The sequence below is a fragment of the Uliginosibacterium sangjuense genome, from assembly GCF_059132465.1.
On sequence record NZ_CP101132.1, the window covers coordinates 482,115 to 498,070 of the forward strand.

Annotated in this window: 11 protein-coding genes and 1 tRNA gene; 9 read left to right on the forward strand and 3 right to left on the reverse strand. The window is 66.1% G+C overall.

Features of this window, described 5'->3' with window-relative positions:
• Window positions 1–180 precede the first annotated feature (180 nt).
• Complete coding sequence (locus tag NMB43_RS02200) at window positions 181–2,073, forward strand: pectate lyase family protein (RefSeq protein ID WP_494350525.1); 1,893 nt, start codon at window positions 181–183, stop codon at window positions 2,071–2,073.
• Between the two features lie 196 nt (window positions 2,074–2,269).
• On the opposite strand, the gene NMB43_RS02205 is transcribed toward NMB43_RS02200, so the two are convergent.
• From NMB43_RS02205 to NMB43_RS02215, 3 genes are read right to left on the reverse strand one after another with little or no spacing between them, the layout of a single operon-like run.
• A complete protein-coding gene (locus NMB43_RS02205; RefSeq protein WP_494350526.1) occupies window positions 2,270–4,042 on the reverse strand; it encodes a GGDEF domain-containing protein in 1,773 nt (590 codons plus the stop codon).
• A 10-nt stretch (window positions 4,043–4,052) separates the two neighbouring features.
• A complete protein-coding gene (locus NMB43_RS02210; RefSeq protein ID WP_494350527.1) occupies window positions 4,053–4,694 on the reverse strand; it encodes a response regulator in 642 nt (213 codons plus the stop codon).
• A gap of 53 nt (window positions 4,695–4,747) precedes the next feature.
• Window positions 4,748–6,247, reverse strand: coding sequence for a histidine kinase (locus NMB43_RS02215; protein WP_494350528.1), 1,500 nt, complete (start codon window positions 6,245–6,247; stop codon window positions 4,748–4,750).
• Between the two features lie 88 nt (window positions 6,248–6,335).
• On the opposite strand from NMB43_RS02215, the gene NMB43_RS02220 reads away from it, so the two are divergent.
• The 8 genes from NMB43_RS02220 to NMB43_RS02255 all read left to right on the forward strand — a co-directional run bounded on the left by NMB43_RS02220 (window position 6,336) and on the right by NMB43_RS02255 (window position 15,952).
• A tRNA-Thr gene (locus NMB43_RS02220) sits at window positions 6,336–6,411 on the forward strand.
• A gap of 171 nt (window positions 6,412–6,582) precedes the next feature.
• Complete coding sequence (locus NMB43_RS02225) at window positions 6,583–7,782, forward strand: methyl-accepting chemotaxis protein (RefSeq protein WP_494350529.1); 1,200 nt, start codon at window positions 6,583–6,585, stop codon at window positions 7,780–7,782.
• Window positions 7,783–7,792: 10 nt separating this feature from the next.
• Complete coding sequence (locus NMB43_RS02230) at window positions 7,793–8,098, forward strand: STAS domain-containing protein (RefSeq protein WP_494350530.1); 306 nt, start codon at window positions 7,793–7,795, stop codon at window positions 8,096–8,098.
• Entirely contained in the window at window positions 8,095–9,813 is a 1,719-nt protein-coding gene (locus NMB43_RS02235; RefSeq protein WP_494350531.1) for a SpoIIE family protein phosphatase, read from the forward strand. The genes NMB43_RS02230 and NMB43_RS02235 overlap by 4 nt, the downstream gene beginning before the upstream one ends.
• A gap of 114 nt (window positions 9,814–9,927) precedes the next feature.
• Window positions 9,928–10,293 carry a response regulator gene (locus tag NMB43_RS02240; protein ID WP_494350532.1) on the forward strand — a complete coding sequence of 122 codons (366 nt, stop codon included), beginning with the start codon at window positions 9,928–9,930 and terminating at the stop codon, window positions 10,291–10,293.
• Window positions 10,294–10,320: 27 nt separating this feature from the next.
• Window positions 10,321–12,159 carry a chemotaxis protein CheA gene (locus NMB43_RS02245; protein WP_494350533.1) on the forward strand — a complete coding sequence of 613 codons (1,839 nt, stop codon included), beginning with the start codon at window positions 10,321–10,323 and terminating at the stop codon, window positions 12,157–12,159.
• A 16-nt stretch (window positions 12,160–12,175) separates the two neighbouring features.
• Window positions 12,176–12,661 (forward strand): chemotaxis protein CheW, encoded by a 486-nt coding sequence (locus NMB43_RS02250; RefSeq protein WP_494350534.1) that lies wholly within the window; start codon window positions 12,176–12,178, stop codon window positions 12,659–12,661.
• Between the two features lie 75 nt (window positions 12,662–12,736).
• Window positions 12,737–15,952: a methyl-accepting chemotaxis protein gene (locus NMB43_RS02255; protein WP_494350535.1), complete on the forward strand. Its 3,216-nt coding sequence runs from the start codon at window positions 12,737–12,739 to the stop codon at window positions 15,950–15,952.
• The last annotated feature ends 4 nt before the right edge of the window (window positions 15,953–15,956 follow it).

Sequence of the window (15,956 nt, forward strand, 5' to 3'; positions counted from 1 at the left end):
CGCAAGGCTTTGCAAGCATGGGCCGGGTTTTGTTTACAGCGTGTTCTCGCCAACAATTTCGCACTTCTATCGTTTTCTGCTCGGGTAGTATGCGAGCGTTCGTTCGACGTCCGGACTACGGTGCGGACCGCGCGGACCACTCAAAATCAAAGCAACCCGACCAGGGTTCGAGGAGACACCATGAAGCTGAAACTGATCGCCGGCGGCTTGCTGGCGTTCGCGGCGCTGGGCGCGCAGGCCGCAGCCGACTATCCGTCGGGCTACACGAAGTGCGTGCAGAACACCGGCGCAACCTGCGCCATGACTGGTACGCGTTCGGTGGCCCTGGGCAAGTCCGGCTCCTTTGTGTACGCCACCAAGACCGGCAGCTTCGCGTGCATCGGCTCGGCCTTCCCGGCCAACAGCTACACCAGCTCGGCCTGGTGCTCTTATGGCGCACAGCAGAGCTCCTCGTCCAGCTCTTCCAGCTCGTCCAGCAGCAGTTCCTCGTCGAGTTCCAGCAGCTCGTCCAGTTCCTCGTCGAGCAGTTCTTCCAGCTCCAGCAGCTCCTCATCGAGCTCGTCTTCGTCGAGCTCTTCGTCCAGTTCCAGCAGCTCGTCCTCGTCGAGCTCCAGCAGCAGCTCGTCCTCGTCCAGCTCCTCGTCGAGCAGCTCCAGTGGCGGTGGCATCGACGCCAAGACCCTGACCGGCGCCAGCACGCCGCTGCAAACCGCGCAGTACGGCGTGCGCAACTATTCCGCGCCGGTGGCCGTCGATGGCCTGCACAGCCCGAGCAACTACAAGGCGGCGCCGGCCCTGCCGACCTGGCAGTTCGCGACGGTGGATCCCACGGGTGGCAAGCTGAGCTTTGAGCGTGAAGTGGCGCCGGCCAACGGCTGGCACAGCTACTCGCGCAAGGGCAAGGTGGTCGTCACCGGCGGCTCCTCCGCCACGGCCAACCGCGTCTACACCGTGTTCAACGGCCAGCAACTGGTGGCGGCCATCAACGAAGCGGGCAACGATCCCAAGATCATTCGCGTCGTCGGCCACATCGACCTGCGCTGGAGCAGCAACAACACGGTGTTCAAGGAATACACCAGCTACTCCGACCAGAAGTACGGCGGCTCCATCATGATTCCGTCCAACACCACGCTGGTCGGTATCAACGATGCGCAAGGCCGCCCGGCGCGCATTACCGGCACCACCCTGCTGATCGGTGGCGAGCTGGCGCTGGCCGCAGGCGGTGATTCGCAGGCCGACTTCAAGGCCTGGGAAGCGGCCGGCAAGGATGGCGACGAGTACCCGACCTGGACCAAGAACGTGATCATCCGCAACCTGCAGATCGACACGCCCTGGGACGTGAATCCGGAAGACTCGGCCAATGCTTACGCAGACGGTGTGACCATCTCGCGCGCGCAGAACGTCTGGATCGACCATGTGTCGATCTCGGATGGCGACACGCCGGACTCGCTGGCCTCCGACACGCGCCATGACGGTGCGCTGGACGTGGTGCGCGGTTCCGACTACGTGACCATCAGCAACAGCTACTTCACCAAGCACCACAAGACCACGCTGATCGGCAATGGTGATTCCGGTCGCGCTTGGAGCGATGCGGGCCGCCTGCACGTGACCCTGCATGGCAACTGGTGGGATCACGCCGGCACCCGCCTGCCGCTGAACCGCTTCGGCCAGGTGCATATCTTCAATAATCTGGTGACCGGCAGCACCAATACCTCGAACAAAGACCTCAAGTTCGAGGCCGGTTCGGATGCGCGCTACCAGTCCAACCAGCTCATCCAGAACAACTTCTACGGTTTCACCGGCATGAAGTTGTCGGAGGCCTGTGGCAAGGTCATCAAGGGCAAGGACTACCTGGGCTTCCGTTCCTCGGGCCACCAGTTCGTCAGCTATGACAAGGCCGATACCACGCTGGGCATCCCCGCCGGCACGGTGGCGAGCTGGGACGGCCAGTGCAGCATGACGGCCCCGACCGGCAGCAATGTGTGGACGCCGCCCTACAGCTACACGCTGCAGGCAGCTTCCGCCGTCGAAGCCTCGGTCAAGGCCAATGCGGGGGCGGGCAAGCTGAAGTAAGCCGCATCGCAGCATGCAAAAAGGGCAGGCCTTCGAGCCTGCCCTTTTTTTTGTCATCAATCCGGGGAATCGTAGGGCGGAACTCCGCAGGAGGTTCCGCCGGCCGCCCTGAGGGCAGCAATCTGCATCAGGCCATGTGAGGACGGTGTGGCGGAACCTCCTGTGGAGTTCCGCCCTACTCACGGCGAATGGATCGCTATTCGCCGAAGACGCGGTTCTTGCCGGCGCGCTTGGCCTTGTACATGGCTTTGTCAGCGCGGTCGATGGCGAACTGGGGGTCTTCGCCCATGGACAGTTCGGTGACGCCAGCGCTGAAGGTGATCAGCAGCTTCTGGTTTTCGTGCAGGAAGAAACGCTTGGTCAGCTCGCGCTGCAAGCGGGTCAGCGCGACCATCGCCTCGTCCTGCGCGGTGTCAGGCAGCAGGATCAGGAATTCTTCGCCGCCGTAGCGGGCGCAAGAGTCCTGTGGGCGCAGGTTCTCGCGGATGACCTGGGCCATGTGGCGCAGTGCGTCGTCGCCGGTGGCATGGCCGTAGGTGTCGTTGAGCTTCTTGAAGTCGTCCACGTCCAGCAAGGCCAGGCACAGGCGCGATTGACGCCGCTGCATGCGGGCGATCTCGCGTTCCAGAATCTCGTCCAGGCCCTTGCGGTTGAGCGCGCCGGTCAGCGGGTCGTGGCGCACCATGGTGCTGGCCTGCTCCAGTTCGCCTTCGAGGCGGGCGATCTCGCGATAAGCCTGGTCCACCGTGGTCCGCAGGCTCAGTAGCTCTTGCTGCGAACGGCGCGCGCGGTTCTCGACCTCGCGCGACTCCTTCACGACCTCTTCGATCAGGCCGGTCAGTTCGTCCAGGCTGTTGGCCTGCGACACCTGAGTGGCGAAGTCGGACATGCGGCTGTGGTAGCTGCCGGTCGATTCGGCGAATTCGCTGAGGCGTTCGACGAAGTGCGCCAGCATGTCGCGCAGGCGGTCCTGCGCGTCGGTCAGGCTGCGCTTGAGCGTGCCCTGCTTGTAGATCACGTCGCGCAGGCGCTCCGACAGCTCTTCCAGCGTGCTCTTGTCGAGCGGGCGCGCGAACAGGTCCATGACCAGGGCCATCTGCCCGGCCAGCCATTTGTCGTCGACGACCAGTTCCGAGATGTTCTCGATGATCAGTTGCAGCAGATTCAGCAGGGCCTGGCGGATGTAGCTCTGGTCCTGCGCCACCCATTGCAGCTTGTAGGTGAAGTCCTTGAGCTGGCGCTCGAACTGGCTGGCCTCGCCGAGGTCTCCTGCGCGCAGCATGCGCCCCAGGTCGGTGGCCTGTTTGGCCAGCTCGGGCGTGTCGATCAGTAGCAGACCGAGGGTGTTCTCCAGCACCTGGGCGAGCAGTTCGCGCCAGGCGTCGGGAATCTGGCTGTTAGGGGCAGATGTGGTGCTGGCCGTCGTTGCGATTTCTGCTGCAGGGGCACTGGCCGCGGGCGGTTCTGCGGCTTCGATCGGCAGACTGCGGGCGGTCGGCAGTTGTGCCCAGCCGCGCACCAGCGCCTGCAGGCGAGTGTGGAGGAGTTCGGCGTCGCTCTGGTTGGCTTCCAGTACATGGTTCAGACCATCCTGTTTGGCGCCTTCCGACAGACCGGCCTGACGGCGTGTCCACTGGTTCAGTAGCTCGCGCAGCAGCGGCCCCCAGGCCGCGGTATCCCCTTCGTCTTCGCTGAGAATGGCGGTGAAGTGTTGCTTGAAGGTCTGCCAGTTGCGGTCCGCGATGGCCGCCTCGAAGCGCCGCGCAGCCTTGAGCTGTTCCGGGGTCGCGCGCGGCAGCGCGGCTGCGATCATCTTGAAGCTGCGCTCGGGGAAAGATTCCTCACCGGGCGTGCCGGCGATCTGGTTGTACAGCTCGCGGAAGTTCTCCGGGGTTGGCGGCTTGCGCGCAACGACCAGGCGGCGCAGCACTTCGCGGGCGATTTCTGAAGGCGAGGCGTGTTCTGCCATGGGGGGAAGCCTATTCGACCAGGCCGTGCTTGAGCCCGTAGTGGGTCAGCTCGGCGTTGTTGCGCAGCTTCATCTTCTCCAGCAGGCGGGCGCGATAGACGCTGACCGTCTTGACGCTCAGGTTCAGTTGCTCGGCGATCTGGGTGAGGGTCTTGCCGGAGGCGATCATGCACAGGGTCTGGTACTCGCGGTCCGACAGCTTCTCGTGCGGTGGGCGCTCGGAGTCCTCGCCGATGGCATTGGCCAGTTCCTCGGCCACTGCCGCGCTGACGTATTTCTTGCCGGCGGCGACCTGGCGGATCGCGGTGACCAGTTGTTCCGGCGCGCCCTGCTTGGACAGGTAGCCTGCCGCGCCGGCGCGCAATGCACGTACGGCGTACTGCTCCTCCGGGTGCATGCTGAGGATCAGCACCGGCAGCTTGGGGAATTCCTTCTTGACCAGCTTGAGCGTGTCGATGCCGTTGCGGTCGGGCATCGACACATCCATCAGCACCACGTCGTACTGGCCGGCACGCAGCATCTGCAGTGCACGCACGCCGCCATCGGCTTCCGCGACCACTTCGAGGTCCTCGGTGTCCGAGAGGATCTGCTTGAGACCGTGCCGGATGATGGCGTGGTCGTCGGCGATGAGTACGCGAATCTTGTCGCTCATGAATCAAACCTAACGATCGGCATGGGCCTTGTCCAGCCGGGAACGGGCCATTGTCATTGCCCAGGCTCGCGACGTGGCGGCGATACCACGGGGGCGCGCAGGACGACCGTGGTGCCGCGCGGCACGCGTGGCTGGATGCGCATGCTGCCGCCCAGTGCGTGCAGGCGCTCGCGGATGCTGCGCAGGCCGAAGGACTTGGGCTTGCCCAGATCCGCACTGCCCACGCCGCGCCCGTCGTCGCTGACTTCCAGCACGATCTCGTCCCCTTCCTGCATCAAGCGCACCTCCACCTTTCCGGCCTGGGCGTGCTTGGTCACGTTGGTCAGCGCCTCCTGGAAGGTGCGGAACAGGGCCAGGGCCGTGTTGTCCTCGGCGTCGATGTCGTGGTCGGCACACAGCACTTCGCAGGGAATGCCGGTCCGGTGCTGGAAATCCTCGGCACAACTCTCAACAGCGGCAGCGAGGCCGAATTCCTTGAGGATGCCGGGGCGCAATTCGCGCGCTACCCGCCCGGCGGTGGCAATCGCGTCGTCCAGCATGGCTTCGATGCCGCGCAGCCGCTCGCGCAGGGGGGCGTCGTGCTCCAGCTTGGCGCCCAGCAGGGAGGCCGAGATCTTGATGCCGACCAGGGTGCCGCCCAGCACGTCGTGGATGTCGCGCGCGATGCGCTCCCGCTCCTCCTCCTTGGCCCGCTGTAGGTGGTCGGACAGGGCGGCCAACTGGGCCCGTGAAGCGCGCAGCTCGGCCTCGGCCAGCTTGCTCTGGGTGATGTTCCACATCACCCCTTCCCAGGTGCGGCCGTCCGGGCTGTCGGGGCGCGGCGAACCGCGCAGGTTGATCCACTTGATGTCGGCGCCGGCGGGTTGCACGCGGCCTTCCCAGTTCAGCGTGATGCTGCGCTCGGCGGCATTCGACAGGGCGGCGAGGAAGTCCTGGCGGTCTTCTTCGACAATCAGCGCGAGCAGGGCGTCGGGCTTGTTGCACAGCGCCTCGGCCGGCATCCCCAGCAACATCTGGCTGGCTTCGCTGACATAGGTGAAGCGCAGGTAGCCGTCGGGCGAGTCGTGGATCTGGAACAGCACCCCGGGCACGTTGGCGGCGAGCGCCTGGAAGCGTTCGTCGCTGGCGGTCACGGCGTGGACGGCCGCGCGGTGCTCGCGGCGCAGGCGCGCCTCGGCGCGTTCGCGTTCGATCACCGCAGTCAGGCGCGGCAGACGATCCTTGGGTAGGTAGTCCTGGGCGCCGGCCTGCATGACCTGACACGCCAGCTCTTCGTTCTCCAGCCCGGTGACCACGATGAAGGGCAGGTCGCTGCCCTTCTCGCGCAGGATTTCCAGCGCCCCCAGCGCGGTGAAGCTGGGCAGGAGGTAGTCGGAGATCACCACGTCCCAGCTCTCGTCGAGCGCGGCACGCAGCCCGTCCGGGTCCATCACCCGCAGACAGGAGGGCGCATAGCCTTCCACCCGCAGGTAGCCCTCGACCGCTACCGCGTCATCCGAGTCATCCTGGATCAGCAGGACCCGCAAGGGTTTTGGCTCGTGATTGCCGTTCATCCACTCCTCCCGGCGCGGACGATACCATGCCGTCCGTGGCCTCGCCTCGGCAATCGCGCGAACCAAGGCTATAATCCGCGCCTCGCGTGCCGGCATAGCTCAGTTGGTAGAGCAACCGCCTTGTAAGCGGTAGGTCGTCTGTTCGATTCAGACTGCCGGCACCAGCCCCGCCTCCAGTTCTCTCCCTTCGTTTCCCGTTTGCCTGCTACGCACGACCTTGCCCATATGGGCAGGTGGCTGACGCGGCCATCAAGTTCCCTTCGGCGGCGCCCGATATCCGCCTTTGCCGGGGCGCCTGTGCGCCTTTACGCGGCGAACCACACACAGGGCGCGGGATGAGCATCGGATTGCAGCGCGAAACGATGTATGCGGGGCTTGCTGGCGGCGCGCTGGGCGGCTTGCTGGCGGGTGGGCTCCTGGGCGCGCCAGCCTGGGCGTGGCTGTCCTGCGGTCTGTTGGCGGTGGGTTTTGGCTGGCAGTTGTGGCGCGGCGCGGGTGGCAAGCCCGCGGTGGCCGAGGCGGAGCTCCAGCCGGGCGAGGCCGGCGCAAGCGCGGAGGAGGGGTTGCCAGCGCTGCTGCAGGAGTTGGACGACACGGTGGCGCGCGGGGTGCGCAGCATCGAGGGCGAGGTGCGGCGGGCGCAAGACCTGATCCATGAGGCGGTGGCGGTGCTGATGCGCAGCCTGGACGCCATGGCGGCCTTGTCGGGGCGACAGCACGAGATTGTCCACGAAGTCCTGCAGCGCAGTGAGGAGGCCTCTGCTGGCGGGGATGCCAGCGTGCGCGGTTTCGCCGAGGAGGTGACCGTGCTGCTCGACAGCTTCATCTCGCTGCTGGTCAGTGGTAGCCAGCAGAGCGTGTCCACCGTGCATTACATCGACGACATGGTGGACCAGATCGGCGGAATCTTCGCCGTCATCGACGAGGTCAAGGGCCTGACCAAGAAGACCAACCTGCTGGCGCTCAACGCAAGCATCGAGGCGGCGCGCGCGGGCGAAGCCGGCAAGGGCTTCGGCGTGGTGGCCGACGAGGTGCGCAAGCTGGCGCAGGCCTCGGAGCAGGTCAACGAACGCATCCGCCAACGCATGGAGGGCGCCCAGCAGGCCATCGAGCGGGTGCGCGACATGGTGTCGCAGATGGCCTCGCGCGACATGAACGACTGCCTCAGCACCAAGCTGCGCGTGACCACGGTGCTGGAGGATGCGGAGGAGGTGAACCGCAGCTTCGCCGCGCGTGCCGCCGAGGTCTCGGGCATTGCGGACGAACTGAGTGGCGTCATTGCCGATACCGTGCGCTCACTGCAGTTCGAGGACATCGTGCGCCAGGCGCTGGATCAGGCGCGCAAGCACATCACCCTGTTGCAAGCCGTGGGCGGGCAGTTGCACCAGCTATCCGCCGCCGACGGGCCGCCAGCGCAGCGCGTGGACGCGCTGCGCCAGGCGATTGCCGCCTTCCGCGCCGAGCATGGCGCCGCGGTCGATCACAGCGCGGTGCGTCAGACCTCCATGGGGGCGGGTGAAGTCGAATTGTTCTGAGGAGCGCGAGATGCCGATCGAATGCCGGGCCGTGGGCGAAGGGTGTAGCCATGTGGTGGTGAGCGGGAAATTCGATTTCGCGCTCCATCGCGAGTTCCGCGATACCTACCGCTACCAGGCCGGGGCCGGCCACCTGTTCCGCGTCGACCTGGGTCAGGCGTCGTACATGGACAGTTCGGCGCTTGGCATGCTGCTGTTGTTGCGGGAACACGCACAATCGCTCAATGGCCGGGTGGTGATCGAGCATGCGCCGCCGACCATCCGCCGCATTCTCGAGGTGGCGCGCTTCGACAAATTGTTCGAGATCACGGCATGAGCATGGCCGCACGCGCGCCGCAGTCGAAGGGCCTCGTCCTGGTGGTGGAGGACGAACCGACCAGCCGCGCGATCTTGTGCCGCCTGCTGCACGACGAGGGTTACGAGGTGATCGCGGCCGAGGATGGCCTCACTGGCGTCGCGCTGTTCGCCGAGCATCGACCCGCGCTCGTCTTCCTCGACGTGCTGCTGCCCGACATCGACGGCTACGAGGTGTCGCGGCGGATCCGCGCGCTGGGGGGGGATCGCTACGTGCCCCTGGTGTTCCTCAGCTCCGTCGACGAACGCGAAGCCCTCCTGCGCTACGTGGAGGCAGGGGGTGACGACTTTCTCTCCAAACCATGCCGGCGCGACGTGTTGTGCGCCAAGCTGGCGGTCATCGAGCGAACCCGTGGCCTCTACGAGCGCATCGCGCGCCAGCACGAGGAGCTGATGCAACTGCACGAGCAGGTGCACCGCGAGCAGCAGATCGCCGAGCAGGTCTTCGCCACTGCGGTGATCTCGGACAACGTGGCCGGTGGCGTGCTGCGCACCTTGATCAAGTCCACCACCGTCTTCAATGGCGACATCATGCTCAGTGCCCATGCGCCGGACGGTGGCCTGTGCGTGTTGCTGGGTGACTTCACCGGCCACGGCCTGGCCGCCGCCATCGGCGCGCTGCCGCTGTCGCAAACCTTTCATGCCATGTGCAGCAAAGGCTTCGGCATGCCCGAGATGCTCGTTGAGATCAATCGCAAGCTGCGCAGCCTGCTGCCCACCGGCATGTTTGTCGCCTGCGCGGCGATCCGCCTTGAGCCCGATCTCGCGCACGCCACCGTCTGGAACAGCGGCATGCCCGACTTGCTGGTGCGTGACGGGCGCAGCGGGGCCTTGCGCCATCGCATCCCCTCAGCGCATCCGCCGCTGGCCGTACTGGATGTCTTCCTGCCGGGCTGCGCGCCGCAGCAGATCGCGATTGCTGAAGGTGACGAGATCGTTCTGTGCAGCGATGGCGTCACTGAGGCGCGCGACGAGCAGGGTGAGCAGTTTGGCGAAGCGCGCCTGGAACAGGCCGTGCTGAGTGCACCGCCGGGGCAGGTGTTCGAGTCGGTGGCGGCCAGCCTGGGCAGGCACATCGGCGCAGCCTCGCAGGACGATGACATCAGCCTGGTGGTGGTGCCCTGCGTATCGGCCCTGTTCGAGCGCTGCTGCCCCGGCGAGGCGGCAGCGGCGCTTACGCTGGGGCGCTGGCAGTGGTCGATGCGGCTGGAGGGCGAGCGCCTGGCCCAGCTCGACCCGGTGCCGCTGGCGATCACCCAGTTGGCGTCGATGGGGGTGCCGCTATGGCATCGCCAGCAGCTCTTCATCGTGCTGAGCGAACTGTTCAGCAATGCCCTGGAACATGGCGTGCTGGGTCTCGACTCCATGCTCAAGCGTTCGCCTGACGGCTTTGCCGACTATTACGTGATGCGCGAGCAACGCCTGGCCGCCTTGCACGAAGGTTTCGTGAGTCTGCGCCTGGACTATCGCGAGGGCGAGGAAGGGCGAGGCGTGCTGGGCGTGGAGGTCGAGAATTCCGGTCCCGGCTTCGAGGTGTGTGTCGCGTGTATCACGCAGGCGGATGTGCCGCCTGCGTGCCAGCCCTGCGGCCGCGGCATCCTGGTGGTGCGTGGCCTGTGCCGACGCCTCGACTATGCGGAGGGTGGGCGGTGCGCGCGCGCGGAGTACCTGCTCTGAGCGCGCCGGCGGAGAGTCATGCCCATGCCATAAAGTCCGGACGGCGCTGCCCGTAAATCAGACTATATTGCATTGCAACGAAGGCGTTTTTCAAAGCTTAGCGGGAGTGCCCAGATGAGCAAGCGAATCCTGATCGTCGATGACTCGGCCTCCATCCGCCAGATGGTCGCCTTCACCCTCAAGACCGCCGGCTACGAGATCGACGAGGCCGTAGACGGCAAGGCCGGACTCGACAAGGCCAAGACCGGCAGCTACAGCCTGATCTTCACCGACCAGAACATGCCGCAGATGGACGGCCTGTCGATGATCCGCTCGTTGCGTGGCCTGCCCAGCTACAAGGCGACGCCGATCCTGATGCTGACCACCGAGTCGAGCGACGAGATGAAGGCCAAGGGGCGCGAGGCGGGTGCCACCGGCTGGCTGGTCAAGCCCTTCGACCCCCAGAAGCTGCTGCAGGTCGTGGCCAAGGTCCTGCCCTGAACAGGCAGGGGATACAGGGAGCGGGCGATGTCGATCGACCTGACACAGTTCCACCAGACCTTCTTCGATGAGGCGGCCGACCACCTGGCCGACATGGAGCGGCTGCTGCTCGCGCTGGACCTGGCCGCGCCGGCCAAGGACGATCTGGATGGCATCTTCCGCGCGGCACATTCCATCAAGGGCGGTGCCGGCATCTTCGGTTTCGCCCACCTGGCCGAGCTGACCCACATCCTCGAATCGCTGCTCGACAAGCTTCGCTCCGGCAAGGCCAGCATGAGCGAGAGCATCGCCGACGAGTTACTGGAGGCCACCGATTACCTGCGCGAGCTGCTGCGTTGCCAGCGCCAGGGTGAGGCGGTCGATGAGCCGGTCTTTCGCGACACCTGTGGTCGCTTCGCCAGCCTCGGCGAGAGTGTGGGGGTGGCGTTGCAGCTTGCCCCGCTGGTGGCGGAGGAGGATGAGGGCTTCGGCCTGTTCGCGCCGCTGCCGGTGAGTGAAGACCGTGGCGCGGTGGAGGAGGACGAGGGCTTCGGCTTCTTTGAGCCCCTGGAGCACGTGGTGGCGTCTGGCGCGGTGGCCGAGCCGCTGGCCGCCGAGGTGACGACCCTGCCCACGCCCCGCAGCGCCAGCGTGACGCCGCTGCCCACGGCGGAACGTGCCTCCAGCCGTAAGAGCGCCGCACCATCGACCAACGATGCTGCCTCCATCCGCGTCAGCGTGGAGCGCGTGGATCAGTTGATCAACCTGGTGGGCGAGCTGGTCATCACCCAGGCGATGATGACCGAGGCCGGCAGCGGACTGGAGGGCGCGCAGTTCGAGCGCCTGCAGCGCTCCATGGCCCTGCTGGAGCGCAATACGCGCGATCTGCAGGAAGCCGTCATGTCGATCCGCATGCTGCAGATCAGTTTCGTCTTCAACCGTTTTCCGCGCGTGGTGCGCGACCTGTCGCACAAGCTGGGCAAGCAGGTGGAGCTGGTGCTGGAGGGCGAGGGGACCGAGCTGGACCGGGGCCTGATCGAGAAACTGGTCGACCCGCTCACCCACCTCGTGCGCAACAGCATCGACCATGGCATCGAGTCGCCCGAGCAGCGCGTGGCGGCCGGCAAGCCGGAGAAGGGCACGGTCACCCTGCGCGCCTACCAGGCCGGGGGCAGCATCGTGGTCGAGGTGCAGGACGATGGCGCCGGCCTCAATCGCGAGCGCATCCTCGCCAAGGCTCGTGAGAATGGCCTCCCGGTCAGTGACGCGATGAGCGATGCGGAGGTGTGGCAGCTCGTCTTCGCACCAGGTTTTTCCACCGCGGCCGAAGTGACCGACGTGTCCGGCCGCGGCGTCGGCATGGACGTGGTCAAGCGCAATATCAGCGACCTGGGTGGGCGTGTCGAGGTCAGCTCGGTGGCCGGTCGCGGCGCGACCTTCACGATCCGCCTGCCGCTCACGCTGGCGATCCTCGACGGCATGTCGGTGGCGGTGGGGCGCGAGGTGTTCATCGTGCCCATCACCTTCATCCTGGAGTCGCTGCAGCCGCGCGCCGAGGATCTCAAGCGCGTGACCGGCAAGGGCGAAGTGATCCAGGTGCGTGGCGACTACCTGCCACTGATCCATCTGTCATCACTGCTGGGGCTGGCGAGTACGCGTACGGCGGCCGAGGGCATCCTGCTGCTGGTGCAGTCCGGCAACGACCGCGCTGCGCTGCAGGTCGACGAACTGCTGGGCCAGCACCAGGTGGTGATCAAGAGCCTGGAGGCGAACTATCGCCGCGTGGCCGGTGTGTCTGGCGCGACCGTGATGGGTGATGGGCGCGTCGCGCTGATTCTCGACGTGACGGAACTCGTGCGTCAGCACGCCATGGCCAGCGCGGCCTGAAACGGGGGAACGGGGTATGACACTGGAGACGGACGGACCGACGACTGATGCCGCAGCGGAGTACCTCACCTTCTCGCTGGGGGCGGAGGAGTACGCGGTCGACATCCTCAAGGTGCAGGAGATCCGCGGCTACGACGCCGTGACCACCATCGTCAATGCGCCGCCCTTCATCAAGGGTGTCATCAACCTGCGCGGCGTGATCGTGCCGATCATCGACATGCGCATCAAGTTCGCCCTGGGCGAGCCCACCTACGACCAGTTCACCGTGGTCATCGTGCTGAGCCTGGCCGGGCGCATCGTGGGCATCGTCGTCGACGGCGTGTCCGAGGTGCTGTCGCTGGCACCGGAACAGATCCGCGCGGTGCCCGAGCTGGGCGCCGCCGTCTCCACCGACTACCTGACCGGCCTGGCCTCGCTGGACGATCGCATGATCATCCTGCTCGATATCCAGCGCCTGATGAACAGCGAAGAAATGGGACTCGTCGAGGCGGTCGCCGCCTGACCCAGGCCGGCGGGCCAGCCGCCACACATCACTCAATCCGCGCGGCGCGCGCGTCCAGACGACAGGGGTAAGACCATGAGAGTGAATCTGCCGGTAACCGATCATGAAGTGCATTTCGAGGAAGACGCGCTGATCGTCTCGCGCACCGACCTGAAGGGGTACATCACCTTCGTCAACCGCGACTTCATCCGCATCTCCGGCTTCACCGAGGACGAGCTGATCGGCAAGCCGCACAACATCGTGCGCCACCCCGACATGCCGCCGGCCGCGTTCGAGGACCTGTACCGTACGCTCAAGAGCGGCAAGCCCTGGGTCGGCATGGTCAAGAACCGCTGCAAGAATGGCGACTACTACTGGGTTGAGGCGAATGCCACCCCGGAGTACGAGAGCGGGCAGATGGTGGGGTTCCTGTCGGTGCGGGTGAAGCCCACGCGGGTCAAGGTGGAGGCCGCCACCGAGCTGTACCGCCAGATGCGCGAAGGGCGTGCCAAGGGGCTTGCCTTGCGTGCGGGGCGGGTCGTCAAGACCGGCTGGTTGCAGCGCTTGAACGTGATCAAGACGGTTCATGAACGCATGGGCATGTCCGGCAAGTTCATGCTGATCGGGCTGATGCTGTTGCTGCCTCTTCTGCTGGCCCTCGGTTTGTTGGTCTCCACCATGATGGAGGCGGTCCGGGTGGCGGAGCTGGAGCGCGAAGGCCTGGCCTATCACCAGCAACTGCGCGGCTTGGTGCCCGAGCTACAGAAGCACCGCGGGCTCAATGGCCTGGCGCTGGCCGGCAATGCCGACGCCCAGCGGCAACTGAGCAACATTGACAAGGAGGTGGCCAGCCGTCTGCGCAGCCTCGATGAGGCAGGCGCCCGCGTCAGTGGGCTCCCGGTGTCCGAGGAATGGCAGCGCGTGCGGCGCGACATCGACACCGTGCTGGCGGAAGCCTCACGGCTGTCGCCGGAGCAGTCCTTTGCGCGCCACTCAGCCGTCATTGCCGCGTTGTCCAACTTGATGGGCAGTGTTGCCAACGACTCGGGGCTGGTGCTCGATTCCGAGGCGGCCAGCTTCCATATCATGCAGGCATCGGTCATGCACGCGGTCGACCTGGCCGAGCACATGGCCTATACGCGTGGCCTGGGGGCCGGAGCGATCGCACGCGGCCAACTCGATGGCGACACCCGGACGACCATGCTCAAGCACATGGTGGCGGCTGAGCGGCAACGCGAGGACATTGTCACTGCGCTTCGCCACGCGGTCGAAGCGGTCCCGTCGCTGCAATCTCTGCTGGGCAAGGTGGGCGAGGATTTTGGTGCCAGCGTGCAGAACTTCATCCAACTGACTGAACGCCGGGTGCTGCAGCCGGCCAAACCGGAGGTTAGCGGGCCGGATTACTTCGCGGCCGGCTCCCTGGCGGTGGATGCAGCCTACGCGTTCTATGACAAGGCCACCCAGGCACTCGACACGCTGATCGCCCAGCGCATTGCGCGCACCGAGCGGCGCGCCTACCTGCTCATCGGTGGCGCCTTGCTCTTCTTTGCGTTCGGTGTGGGGGTAGCGGCGCTGTTCGTGCGCCAGACGGTCACTGCCCTGCAGCTTGCCGTCGCCCGCTTCCGCGAGGTTTCTTCGGGCAACTTCCGTGGTGAAGTCCGCAGTGATACCCAGGACGAGATCGGCCAGCTCATGGATGGCCTCAAATCGATGCAGACCAAGCTGGGCTTCGACGTCAACGACGCGCGCGAGCGCGCCGAGGAGGCCTTGCGCCTGAAGATCGGCCTGGACAGCGTGAGCACCAACGTGATGATCGCCGACAACGAGCGCAACATCATTTACCTGAACCCGGCGGTGGTCGCCATGTTGCGTGCCGCGCAGACCGACATCCGGCGCGACCTGCCGCATTTCGACGTGGACAAGCTGCAGGGCGCCAAGATCGACGTGTTCCACAAGAACCCGGAGCACCAGGCCCGCCTGCTGGCCACGTTCACCAGCACCTACCGGGCTTCGGCCGTGATCGGCGGGCGCACCTTCTCGCTGACCGCCAACCCGGTGATCAACGAGCGCGGCGAGCGCCTGGGCAGCGTGATCGAGTGGCTGGACCGCACCAACGAGGTGGCGGTCGAGAAAGAGGTGTCGGAGATCGTGGCCGCCGCCGCCGCGGGCGACTTCTCGCGCCGCATCGAGGAGCGCAACAAGGAAGGCTTCTTCAAGGTGCTGGCCGAAGGCATCAACAAGGTCGTGGAGACCTCGGATGCGGGTCTGCGCGACATCGCGCGCGTGCTTGCCGCCTTGGCCAAGGGCGACCTCACCGAGCGCATCACCGCCGACTACCAGGGGACCTTCGCCGATCTCAAGCGTTACACCAACGAGACCGTGCGCAGCCTGGAGAGCATGCTGCGCAGCATCCGCGAAGCCTCCGAGACCATCCACACCGCCGCCGGCGAGATCGCCAGCGGCAACGCCGACCTCTCCTCGCGCACCGAGGAGCAGGCGGCCTCGCTGGAAGAGACTGCCTCCAGCATGGAGGAGTTCACCTCCACCGTGAAGCAGAACGCGCAGAACGCCCGCCAGGCCAACCAACTGGCCGATGGGGCCTCCGAGGTGGCGAGCAAGGGTGGCGATGTGGTTGGTCAGGTCGTCACCACCATGGGCGCGATCAACGACAGCGCACGCAAGATCGTGGACATCATCGGCGTGATCGACGGCATCGCCTTCCAGACCAACATCCTCGCGCTGAATGCGGCGGTGGAGGCTGCGCGGGCCGGTGAGCAAGGGCGTGGCTTCGCCGTGGTGGCGGGCGAGGTGCGCAGTCTGGCACAGCGCTCGGCGGCGGCGGCCAAGGAGATCAAGGCCCTCATCAACAATTCGGTGGAGAAGGTCGAGGACGGCAACCGCCTCGTCGAGACGGCCGGCAAGACCATGGAGGAGGTCGTCACCTCCATCAAGCGCGTGACCGACATCATGAACGAGATTTCGGCCGCCTCCATGGAGCAGAGCAACGGCATCGAGCAGGTCAGCAAGGCGGTCAACCAGATGGATGAGACCACCCAGCAGAACGCGGCCCTGGTCGAACAGGCGGCGGCCTCGGCCGAGGCGCTGTCGGGCCAGGCCACGACGCTGCTGGAGATCGTGCGCCGCTTCAAGCTCGACGACATCGAAGCGGGCGAAGCCGCGGCACCTGCGGCGGCGGCCGGCCGTGCGCTGCCCCCGCCGCGCAAGCAGGAACGTCTGGCAGCGCGGCCCAAGCCGGCCTCCTTGCCGAAAGCGGTGGCGGCGGCGGATGACGAGGACTGGAGCGAGTTCTGAACGA

Excerpts from the sequence above, each read along its gene's own strand:
- NMB43_RS02200 (WP_494350525.1), top strand. The coding sequence starts at position 181 with ATGAAGCTGAAACTGATCGCCGGCGGCTTGCTGGCGTTCGCGGCGCTG.
- NMB43_RS02205 (WP_494350526.1), bottom strand. The coding sequence starts at position 4,042 with ATGGCAGAACACGCCTCGCCTTCAGAAATCGCCCGCGAAGTGCTGCGC.
- NMB43_RS02210 (WP_494350527.1), bottom strand. The coding sequence starts at position 4,694 with ATGAGCGACAAGATTCGCGTACTCATCGCCGACGACCACGCCATCATC.
- NMB43_RS02215 (WP_494350528.1), bottom strand. The coding sequence starts at position 6,247 with ATGAACGGCAATCACGAGCCAAAACCCTTGCGGGTCCTGCTGATCCAG.
- NMB43_RS02225 (WP_494350529.1), top strand. The coding sequence starts at position 6,583 with ATGAGCATCGGATTGCAGCGCGAAACGATGTATGCGGGGCTTGCTGGC.
- NMB43_RS02230 (WP_494350530.1), top strand. The coding sequence starts at position 7,793 with ATGCCGATCGAATGCCGGGCCGTGGGCGAAGGGTGTAGCCATGTGGTG.
- NMB43_RS02235 (WP_494350531.1), top strand. The coding sequence starts at position 8,095 with ATGAGCATGGCCGCACGCGCGCCGCAGTCGAAGGGCCTCGTCCTGGTG.
- NMB43_RS02240 (WP_494350532.1), top strand. The coding sequence starts at position 9,928 with ATGAGCAAGCGAATCCTGATCGTCGATGACTCGGCCTCCATCCGCCAG.
- NMB43_RS02245 (WP_494350533.1), top strand. The coding sequence starts at position 10,321 with ATGTCGATCGACCTGACACAGTTCCACCAGACCTTCTTCGATGAGGCG.
- NMB43_RS02250 (WP_494350534.1), top strand. The coding sequence starts at position 12,176 with ATGACACTGGAGACGGACGGACCGACGACTGATGCCGCAGCGGAGTAC.
- NMB43_RS02255 (WP_494350535.1), top strand. The coding sequence starts at position 12,737 with ATGAGAGTGAATCTGCCGGTAACCGATCATGAAGTGCATTTCGAGGAA.